The organism is Pseudomonas sp. OV546, assembly GCF_900116845.1.
In the GTDB taxonomy this organism is placed as follows: Bacteria; Pseudomonadota; Gammaproteobacteria; order Pseudomonadales; family Pseudomonadaceae; genus Aquipseudomonas; species Aquipseudomonas petroselini.
Genome location: NZ_FPCE01000004.1, coordinates 468,670 through 477,815, shown reverse-complemented (window position 1 = coordinate 477,815; position 9,146 = coordinate 468,670). Strand labels below are relative to the sequence as shown.

The window sequence follows — 9,146 nt, the reverse complement described above, 5'->3', positions numbered from 1 at the left end:
ATTCGTGTCATCCAGTTAAAACAGCTGCTCAGAAAACGCTGCGCCTGCCCCAATACCGTCGATTCAGCAAAATGCATAAACGGAGCAGTTCGCATGTTGGATCGCACAAAACTTGAAAGCAGTTATCGCGAGTCGGTGGGCCATGAATGGCTTGAGTTGACGGATCTGGAGGTTCGCCTTATCAAGCTCTACCGGCAAATTCCTGAAAAAGACCGCAGACAAGTCCGACGTATCGCTGGATATTTTGCTGAACCAACCGAAGTTGAATAGCCAAACGGCTCGATAGTTGAGCCTGTCCTAATCCGCAAACCAAACGTAGGCGCCGGACCATAGTGCCCGGCGTTTTCATGCCTAATCACGCCGCACCTAGTTGGTCAAATAGCTCCCGCTGCTTGGCCCTAGGCATATCCCTCAAACGATCAAACAGCATCCTTTCGTAGGATTGAGCGGAAGGGCTGAGGGTGTGTGAAAACGTCAAATTCGCTACCCACGTGTGCCCGCACGTTGCGTCGAGGCACTGGCAATAGAGCTTGGCAAAATCCCGCGACAGTTCCTCGCGTGAGGCAATCCGGCCCTTGTTCCCGCATTTGCATACAACTCTCATTGTGTCCCTCCCCAGGGCAGCCAATAGCCACTATTTTGCCACAGTTTGTAGTGGTAATAGCTGCTTTAAGACGTTTGAACAGTGTTATCGACTGGTGTTTTGGTTTCCTGCCACGATATTTTCCTGTCTTGCCGAAGCGTGTCGTTCAACTGGTTGAATAGCTGACAGATCGGCCTGATCTCGTTGCTGGTGTACACGCGATCGATCTTCTCGATATCCCCAAACCCCCCGCTGTTTTCCGGGATGATCCCGGCCAAGGCAGGATTCATCCGCCAGGCAGCGATCACGTCGTTACGGGTGATGTTCTTCACCTTTTCCAGCTCGTCCTTGGCTTGGAAGTCCCCCACGGGGATGATCTGGATCGCGTTTTCCTTGCCGTTGGGGATGTTGACGAACATCGAGCGGAAGTTGCCCACGCCCTTACTGGCGCTGATTTGTGCGCGCAGGTTCTCTTCGTCTTCCTCGGTCAGGTCCGGGTCGTTGGTGTAGAAGATGTAACCCGCGTGCGCGCCGTTGCTGTAGTAGCGCCGGCGGAACAGGGTCGCGGCTTCGTTGAGCAAGAGCGCCTGCAGGCCGCCCAGGTAGTCGGGCACGCCATAGATGTTCTGTTCCACGTCGTAGTCCAGGACGTGTTCGATTTCGTCGTGGTCGAAGTCCATGTACTTGCTGTCGGGCAGCAGCATTCGGAACCCGCCGTCGACCTTCACGCGCATGTTGATGGCGGGCAGGTGCTGCATCTCCAGCACTTCGCCAAAGGCGTTGGTGTCGCGATAGAAATACGCTTCGCCAAACACCATGTAATCGAGACTGGCACGGCCCATGGTTTGCGTGCTGCAGCCCTCGGAGGGGATGAACTCACGCAGCAGCAGGTTGCGCTTGAACTTGGGAATGGCGCCGTGGTGCGCGTTGGCGCGCAGCAGTTTGGCTAGGCCCGCCCGCGACACCGGCGGTTTGTATATCTCGCCGTCGTCGCTGAGAAACACCCCCAGGTACTCGCCGATGTTGCCGGACAGCACCTGTTCGGGCTCCCCGAAAGTGAACGCTCGCATGGGCTGCGGCTGTCGCGCCTGTTGGCTGGTTTGGGGCGTTTTGTGTCGTGGCTTGGGCATTGGTTCCGCTCGTGACGTAGCGGCTACGGCGCCGCTTGTTGGTGTTGAGGGGTTCATTGAACAGCGCATGCATGATTGACCAGGCGATGTCGGCATGGCCGGTAGCGTCGGTGCGCGAAGCGCTGTAGGTCACTTGGCCGCTGGTGGTCGTGCCGCGCTTGATGGTCAGGAACGCCTGGGCGATGTCGGTCCAGCCGGCGTCCCACTCGATGCGGCTGCCCTGGATCGTGTCCTGGGCCTTGAGTACCAGCAGGTTCTTGGTCTCAAGGCTGTAATGGATCGGCGTGGCTTTCGGGTAGAAGTCGCGCACCAGGTCGAACACGCCATAGCCCACGCCGGTGATGTCGATACCGATGTGTTGCACGTTGAAGCGCTCGGTGAGCTTTTTGACCTGGGCGGCCTGGTAGTTGAACGAATGCCCCCGCCAGCTGTGCTTTTCCAGGATGCGGAATTTCGCCCCAGGCTCCAGCGGCGGGGCGACCACCACGCACGTGGCGTCGTCGCGGGTCCGGCTCGGATCGTAGCCAAGCCACACCGGGCTGTTGCCAAAAGGCCGATCCAGTTCCGGGTTGTAGTCCTCCCACAACGACAGGTCGGAGTAGCAGCGCTCCAGATCCTTGAGCCCGAACGCGCTCTGGCTGCTGTCGATGAACTTGCAGTAAAACAACTGCTGAAATTTGTCTTCGTCGTACTCCAGCTGCAGCTGATCCAGGTCGAACAGATCGCAGCCGCCATCGATCGCGTCCTGGATGGTGATGGTCTTACGCCATTGGCCATCGGGGCACAGGGCGCCCTGGGTGTAGGACGCCTCGGTGGGCCAGGTGCCGCCGGCTTTCTTGCCGCGTTTGCTGTTACGGAATTCCTCGCCCGACCAGAACGGGTACGCCTGGTGCGACACCGCGCTGGGTGTCGAGAAGTAGGTTTTGCGCCACTTCTTGTGGGTGCCCATGGCGCTGGCCACGGTGCTGAGTTTTTCGAAGTCGCGGATCCAGAAGTACTCATCCACGTACACATGGCCATGGTAGCCCTGAGCGGTGCTGCTGTTGGTCGACAGGAAGCGCAGTTCGGCGCCGTTGCTGAGCGTGATCGGGTTGCCGGTTAGCTCGATGTCAAACCACTGCTTGGCGAACTGGATGATGTAGCTGCGGAAAATCTCCGACTGCGAGCGGCTGGCCGACAGGAACACCTGGTTGTCGCCAGTCAGCACCGCGTCCATAAACGCTTCGCCGGCGAAGTAGTAGGTCAGACCGACCTGGCGGCTTTTGAGGATGTTGCGGATCCGGCTTGTCAGCGGGTTTTGCTTGGCGGCAAACAGCTCCTGCTGATAGCGGTACATCTTGCTGATGAACTTATCTAGGAAGTCGATTTCGGTCAGACCGCTGATGTCGTTCTTGGCCTTCTTTTCCTTTTTCCTGTCGCCGCCCTCGCCACGGCTGGAGCGTTCACCACGCGAGCGCTTGCGCGGTTCCTGGGTCTCGCCCATGTCGTCGCCGTTGGATGCCGTCACCGGTGCGGGCTTGGCCGCTTGTTTCAGCAGACGTTCGCGAACGATGGTCAGTCGGTCCAGTTCGTTGAGATCGTCTTTGGACAGGCTGCCCACTTTGTCCAGGAGCAGTGTGATCCGTCGGCCGACGGCCGTTAGCGGCTCTTCGTCCGACAGCATGTCCTCCCACCCGCCCTGGCGGATCCAGTAGTAGACGATCCGGATGTTGGGCAGGTTGAGCTGCGCCTGAATTTCCTTGGCCTTACAGCGGCGCAGAAACAGGCGTTTAGCGGCTTCTTTAACTTCGGTCGAGTAGTACATGGGCCGCAGTCTATGCGGCGAAAACGCTTCAAACGCGGGGTTAAATTCCGTGACTCTCCTAGATATCGAATCTAGGAGAAACGCGCATTTGAACCGTTTGTTTGAGGGCTGACGGCTCCCTATCTTGGCGGCTCATTCAGCGATTGAGCGCAGTTAAACCCATGCCCCGTTCCCTTGTTTCGTTCTGGAAACGTGTCGCCACCAGCGGAGCCACCGTTGATGGGCGCGTAATCCTTCCCCAGGAACTGCGCGATATCGCTGAAACCTACAAACCGTCGTTCTACACGGCGGTGATCTGGTGCGACCACGAACGCTGGCCAGGCTCCCACGGCACCGTCTATGCGGTGCGCCTGGTGGAAGAAGCCGAAGACCTTGAGCCGGGCGAAGTAGCGTTGGAAGCGCAATTGAAGCCCAACGACCGCCTGCTGTACCTGAATGATCAGGGCCAGAAGCTGTTCACCAGCATCGAGATCACCCCTGACTTTCGTGGCAAGGGCAAAGCCTACCTCACTGGCATGGGCGTCACCGATCAGCCGGCCAGTGTGGGCACCCAAGAACTCTACTTCTCCCACAAGAACACCCGCGCTTCGTATTACGCCGCCTCGGTCGAACTCGGCCGTCTGCAGGACGACAGCCAACCCAGCACCGAAACCGGACTGATCAATGCCCTGACCGGCTTTTTCAAGCGTTTCGCCACGGAAGTGCTGCCCACCGAAACCACTCCACCCAACACAGAGAGCAAACCCCCAATGGATGAAGCTACAGCAACGGCTTTGACGGCCCTGGTGGCGCAGCTGCTGGTTGTCGCTGCCGGCCTTCAAGCCGTCATTGAGCCCGCCGCCGCCGATGCGCCTGAACCCGATCAGGACCTGATCGATGACGTCAGCACGGCCGTGGACGACATCGTGGCCACCGCCGAGCAAGAGCGCGAATTCCGCCGCAAGGGCAAGGGCAATCAGTCCGTACTCGCCAAGCTGGATGCGCTGCAGAAGCAATTCACTGCACTGCAGAACACCCCCGCCGGTCGCCATCTGCCGCGCAATCCCGGCCCAGTGACCACCACCAAAAAGCGGGTGCTCTAACATGGCCTACTCCCTGAGCGCCTTTGGCGCCCAAATGTTCGCAGAGCTGCAGGTCGCCATCGCGGAAAGCTATGGCGTCGACCTGGCTACCAAGATGTTCAGCGTCGACCCTACCATTGCCCAGGAACTGAACGACGCCATCACGGCCAAGTCGGACTTCCTGGGGCGTATCAACGTCATTCCGGTGACCGAGATCAAAGGTCAGAAGGTCTTCATTGGCGTGTCGGGCCCGGTCACTGGCCGCACTAACACCAAGACCACCGATCGCGAAGCCAAAGACGCATCATCGTTGGATCAGTCCACCTATGAGCTGTCTTCCACCGAGTCCGATGTTGGCCTGCCGTACGCCAAGATCGATGCCTGGGCCAAGTTCCCGGACTTCCATCAGCGCTACTCCGCAGCTGTGCAGAAACAGATCGCGCTTGACCGCATCATGGTCGGTTTCCACGGTACCCACGCCGCCGTGCAGACTGACATTGCCCAGTACCCAATGCTCCAGGACGTCAACAAAGGCTGGCTGCAACAGGCCCGCGAGCAGATCCCGGCCCAGGTACTCAAGGAAGGCAAGGTCGCCGGTAAAGTCACCCTCGGCGCCGGCGGCGACTATGCCAACCTCGATGCCTTGGTGCACGACACCAAGCAACTGGTGGACGAGCGCCTGCGTGATGCGGGCGACCTGATCGCGATCATCGGCACCGACCTTCTGGCCGCTGACAAGGCCAAGCTGTATTCAAAGCAGGGCGACACCCCGACCGAAAAAGAGCGCATCGAAGAAGCCCAGGTAATCGCTACCTATGGCGGCTTGCCGAGCTTTAGCGTGCCGTTCTTCCCGGTCAACGGTGTGGTCGTCACCAGTTGGGACAACCTGTCGATCTACTTCCAGGACTCCAGCTGGCGTAAGCAGACCATCGACAATCCGAAGCGCTCCCGCGTCGAGGACTTCAACAGCCGCAATGAAGGTTATGTGATCGAGCAGCTGGAAAAGTTCGCCATGACCGAAAACGTGGAGCTGGTCGCGTGAGTCTGGCCCTAGCGCATAAGCGCCGCACCATCGCGCTGGGGGGCGCCGCCGTTGTGGCGGCTGCCGTCTCCGCAGCTTTGCCTTACTCGCCGGCGGAGGCTCTGAGCAGCCCCGCGAATGCGCGCAAGCATTTGCTGCTGCAGGAAGCGGCATTGGACCAAGACCTGGCGCGCCTCAGTGACCTTAAGAACTTGGCCAGCAAACAGTCGCTTAAGCGCGAAGAGCTGCTGCCCAAGTACCAGGAATACGTTCAGCGTTATTGCGAATCGGGGCTGAACTTCCCGAACCGAGTTGCGGTGCAGGTCATGGTTTGGCTGTTCGACACGGCCCAGTTCGATGACGCCCTGGAGCTGGCCGACTTCCTGATGGATCAAGGCCAGCAAATGCCGGAGCGCTTCAAACGCCGGGATATCCAGACGTTTGTGGCTGACGCCGTGTGTGAGTGGGCCTACGCCGAGTACAACGCCCGGCGAAGCCCTGAGCCGTATCTGTCCGATCTGTTGCCGCGTGTTGATGGCGAATGGGATCTGACGGAGCAAATCCCGAGCAAGTACCACAAGTTGATTGGTATGCGCGCCATGGAAGCCGAGCAGTGGGAAACCGCGCTCAAACACTTGGAGCGCTCGACCGAACTGTACGCCCAAGCCGGCAACAACACCCGTATCGATAAGGTCCGCAAGGCCCTGGCAAAACAAGCGGCCGCTAACCCGGCTTCCGAATAACCGACTACCCCCCCCAGCGGGGACCTGTGGAAGTGAGCCGCCCATTTATGGACCGTCCCACTGAAAACAGGCTCCCCGCCCTATTTGAGCGGTCAGCATGAGCTTTTCAGGTAAACCCACCACGCTTGTGGAACTGGCGATCGAGAACGACGGCTTCTGGCCGAACCTCGATGTGGCCGAGTTTCAGAAGGGCTATCGCCTGCCGGCGGAATACCTGGTGGAACTGCTGACCGCTGAGTTGACCACGGCGATGACCGAGGTCAATCGCGACCTGGCGGAGTTAAAAGCGCGATGGCAGGGCCTTGGAGTGTCAAGCGTTGAGTCTGCAGACACCAGGATTCTGCCGGAACGCACCTTTCAATCAGCGACGTACAAGCGCGCCGTTTACTGCAGAGCCAAAGCGAGCCTGCTACCCCAGTTTGTGACCATCGTCCGCCGTGAGAGCGCCGAGAACCTGGGCAAGGAATTGCCCGATCGCCCGGAAACCTTCCTGGCGTTCAGCCAACAGGCCGTGCGCTCGCTGCAGGGCCGTGGCCGCATCACGGCGGCGTTGCTATGAACAAGCTCCGCGCCCTGACCACCTACCTGATCGGCCTCGACCTGGTGCTGCCCGAGCAGATCGACAGCTGGGCCGAGCAGGTCAACCTGGACCTGATCTGGAAAGACACCACCCAGGGCCTGCACATGGGCGATATGCGTTATCGCGCCGTAGTCGTGATCGAGCGATTTGCCGGCAACCCGGCCTTGTTGATGGCGCTCCTGGGCGGCTGGCTGGAAACCAACGATCCCGATCGGGACGACGACCTGCCGGCGCCGACGTTCGCCGTCGACCAGATCACCCCGGACGAAGCAGATCTGGAACTGACCCTGGAGTTTGTCGAGGCACAGCACCTGGCAGAAGACCCCAACGGCAAGGTCGAGGCCTTCGGCAAAACGTGGGGCCTGGTCGACTTCGACCTGTGGATTGCTGAACACGGGGAGGTGCGCGGCGGTGGCGCGTAGCACTTTCGAGCTGGACGTGCGGGGCCACCTGGGCGTTCGCGAACAACTGGCCCTGTTGAGCCTGCCCCCGCAGTTGCGCCGGCGCTTGCTCAACAACGTCACCAAGCGCGTGCGGACCATGAGCCGTAAGCGGATCCGCGAGCAGCGCAACCTGGACGGCTCAGCCTTCGAAGCGCGAAAGGGCGACGGCAAGGGCAAAAAGAAGATGGAAGCCGGCCTGGGCAAGTTGCTCCAGGTCACCAGCGTGAGCGCGGACGCCGCAACCCTGGGATGGCGTAACGGCCTGACCGGCTGGGTCGCCGCGCAGCAACACCACGGCGCGACCGAGCGCCGTACTGCCGCGCAGATGCGCCGCTGGAACAAGGTGCCCGAGGGCTTGGCCGCGACTGACAAACAGGCAAAACGTCTGCGCCGCCTGGGCTTCAAGGTGCGCCAGAAGGGCAAGAAGAGCCTGTCCCGGCCATCCGTGGCATGGATTCAAGAACACGTGAACTACGCCAAGGCGGGCCTGCTGATACGCATCCTGTCCGACGAAAAGGCCGAGGGCAACGGCGCGCAAAGCTGGGAAATCACCCTGCCAAAACGCCAGTTCCTGGGCGTCAGTACCGACCGGGATACCAGCCTGCTGGTTAACCAGGTGCTGGCACAAATCCTCAACTCCCCCAAATAACGAGGCACTGCATGGCACTTGGCAAAGTCAGCGTTAACAATCTCAACCTCGGCCAGGGTGCCGTGACTGAGATCGAGCGCTATTTCCTGTTCATTGGTCCCGGCGCTAAGAGCGTCGGTAGCCTGATCGCTCTGAACACCGACAGTGACCTGGAAGCGGTCCTGGGCCAGCCCATCAGCGACCTGAAAACCCAAGTCGCGGCGGCCAAGGCTAATGGTGGCGACCGCTGGGCGTGCCTAGCGGCTCCGATTGCTGCCGATGGTGACTGGCTTGTCGCACTGGAAAAGGCCCAGCAGCAGGGCTTTTCTGTGGAAGCCGTAGTGATCACCAAACCGGTGACCGCTGCTGCTGAACTCTCGGCCATGCATGACGCCGCGATCGCCGTCAGCAACACCTACGGCCGTCGTGTGTTCGTGATGGCCAGCACCGCCGGCATCACTGCAGAACAGACCTGGTCGGAATACCTGGCCCAGCAAAAGGCGATCACCAAAGACCTGGCGGCACCGCGTGTCCTGGTCGTGCCCCAGTTGCACGGCAATGACCTGGGCGTCCTGGCTGGGCGTCTGGCCAACGCCGCCGTCAGCATTGCTGACAGCCCCATGCGCGTGGCCAGCGGCGCGGTATTGGCCCTGGGCAGCGTTCCCAAAGACAAAGACGGCCTGCCCCTGCCATCGGCGGTCCGATCGGAACTCGACAAGGCGCGTTTCTCGGTTTCGCAAACGTACCCCGACTATCCGGGCGTGTTCTGGGGCGACGGCAACATGCTCGATGCGCCGGCGAGCGACTTCCAGGTGGTTGAGTACCTGCGGTTGGCCGACAAGGCTGCTCGCCAGGTGCGTCCGTTGCTGATCCTGCGCGTTGCCGATCGGCGCCTGAACAACACGGCCAACAGCATGGCGGCCGCTATCAGCGCCTTTATGAAGCCGCTGCGCGTGATGGCCAAGTCCACGACTTTCGCCGGCCAGGTGTTCCCGGGCGAGATCGAGTCCCCCAAGGACGGCGACATCCAACTGGTCTGGCACACCAAAACCAAGGTTGAGGTGTACATCAAGATCAAGCCCCTCAATTGCCCGAAAGACCTCACGGCGAACATCGCCCTGGACCTTTCCAACGACGATTCGGAGTAATCCCC

The 9,146-nt window shown here is 60.3% G+C and carries 11 protein-coding genes; 8 read left to right on the top strand and 3 right to left on the bottom strand.

The features are described from left to right. Window positions 1-93: 93 nt before the first annotated feature. Window positions 94-270: a hypothetical protein gene (locus tag BM403_RS31875; RefSeq protein WP_175538065.1), complete on the top strand. Its 177-nt coding sequence runs from the start codon at window positions 94-96 to the stop codon at window positions 268-270. Between the two features lie 85 nt (window positions 271-355). On the opposite strand, the gene BM403_RS12565 is transcribed toward BM403_RS31875, so the two are convergent. The 3 genes from BM403_RS12565 to BM403_RS12555 form a co-directional block, all read right to left on the bottom strand. Beyond that, complete coding sequence (locus BM403_RS12565; RefSeq protein ID WP_071483122.1) at window positions 356-604, bottom strand: ogr/Delta-like zinc finger family protein; 249 nt, start codon at window positions 602-604, stop codon at window positions 356-358. Window positions 605-669: 65 nt separating this feature from the next. Then, the gene (locus tag BM403_RS12560) at window positions 670-1,548 is read right to left on the bottom strand and encodes a phage portal protein (protein WP_175538068.1); all 879 of its coding nucleotides are present in this window, start codon (window positions 1,546-1,548) and stop codon (window positions 670-672) included. Further along, window positions 1,460-3,517: a terminase large subunit domain-containing protein gene (locus BM403_RS12555; RefSeq protein WP_093543032.1), complete on the bottom strand. Its 2,058-nt coding sequence runs from the start codon at window positions 3,515-3,517 to the stop codon at window positions 1,460-1,462. Before BM403_RS12555 ends, BM403_RS12560 begins: the two co-directional genes overlap by 89 nt. Window positions 3,518-3,678: 161 nt before the next feature. On the opposite strand from BM403_RS12555, the gene BM403_RS12550 reads away from it, so the two are divergent. The 7 genes from BM403_RS12550 (at window position 3,679) to BM403_RS12520 (ending at window position 9,141) form a co-directional block, all read left to right on the top strand. Beyond that, window positions 3,679-4,599, top strand: coding sequence for a GPO family capsid scaffolding protein (locus BM403_RS12550; protein WP_093543030.1), 921 nt, complete (start codon window positions 3,679-3,681; stop codon window positions 4,597-4,599). Between the two features lies 1 nt (window position 4,600). Continuing rightward, window positions 4,601-5,620, top strand: coding sequence for a phage major capsid protein, P2 family (locus tag BM403_RS12545; RefSeq protein ID WP_093543028.1), 1,020 nt, complete (start codon window positions 4,601-4,603; stop codon window positions 5,618-5,620). Further along, on the top strand, window positions 5,617-6,342 hold the full coding sequence (gene gpM, locus BM403_RS12540) for a phage terminase small subunit (protein WP_093543026.1): 726 nt from the start codon (window positions 5,617-5,619) through the stop codon (window positions 6,340-6,342). The genes BM403_RS12545 and gpM overlap by 4 nt, the downstream gene beginning before the upstream one ends. A gap of 97 nt (window positions 6,343-6,439) precedes the next feature. After that, on the top strand, window positions 6,440-6,901 hold the full coding sequence (locus BM403_RS12535; RefSeq protein ID WP_093543023.1) for a head completion/stabilization protein: 462 nt from the start codon (window positions 6,440-6,442) through the stop codon (window positions 6,899-6,901). Further along, entirely contained in the window at window positions 6,898-7,344 is a 447-nt protein-coding gene (locus BM403_RS12530) for a phage tail protein (protein ID WP_093543021.1), read from the top strand. The genes BM403_RS12535 and BM403_RS12530 overlap by 4 nt, the downstream gene beginning before the upstream one ends. Beyond that, complete coding sequence (locus BM403_RS12525) at window positions 7,334-8,014, top strand: phage virion morphogenesis protein (protein ID WP_093543019.1); 681 nt, start codon at window positions 7,334-7,336, stop codon at window positions 8,012-8,014. Before BM403_RS12530 ends, BM403_RS12525 begins: the two co-directional genes overlap by 11 nt. Before the next feature lie 11 nt (window positions 8,015-8,025). Continuing rightward, complete coding sequence (locus BM403_RS12520) at window positions 8,026-9,141, top strand: DUF2586 domain-containing protein (RefSeq protein WP_093543017.1); 1,116 nt, start codon at window positions 8,026-8,028, stop codon at window positions 9,139-9,141. Window positions 9,142-9,146: the final 5 nt, after the last annotated feature.

Coding starts and splice junctions, on each gene's coding strand:
- BM403_RS31875 (WP_175538065.1), top strand. CDS start 94: ATGTTGGATCGCACAAAACTTGAAAGCAGTTATCGCGAGTCGGTGGGC.
- BM403_RS12565 (WP_071483122.1), bottom strand. CDS start 604: ATGAGAGTTGTATGCAAATGCGGGAACAAGGGCCGGATTGCCTCACGC.
- BM403_RS12555 (WP_093543032.1), bottom strand. CDS start 3,517: ATGTACTACTCGACCGAAGTTAAAGAAGCCGCTAAACGCCTGTTTCTG.
- BM403_RS12550 (WP_093543030.1), top strand. CDS start 3,679: ATGCCCCGTTCCCTTGTTTCGTTCTGGAAACGTGTCGCCACCAGCGGA.
- BM403_RS12545 (WP_093543028.1), top strand. CDS start 4,601: ATGGCCTACTCCCTGAGCGCCTTTGGCGCCCAAATGTTCGCAGAGCTG.
- BM403_RS12535 (WP_093543023.1), top strand. CDS start 6,440: ATGAGCTTTTCAGGTAAACCCACCACGCTTGTGGAACTGGCGATCGAG.
- BM403_RS12530 (WP_093543021.1), top strand. CDS start 6,898: ATGAACAAGCTCCGCGCCCTGACCACCTACCTGATCGGCCTCGACCTG.
- BM403_RS12520 (WP_093543017.1), top strand. CDS start 8,026: ATGGCACTTGGCAAAGTCAGCGTTAACAATCTCAACCTCGGCCAGGGT.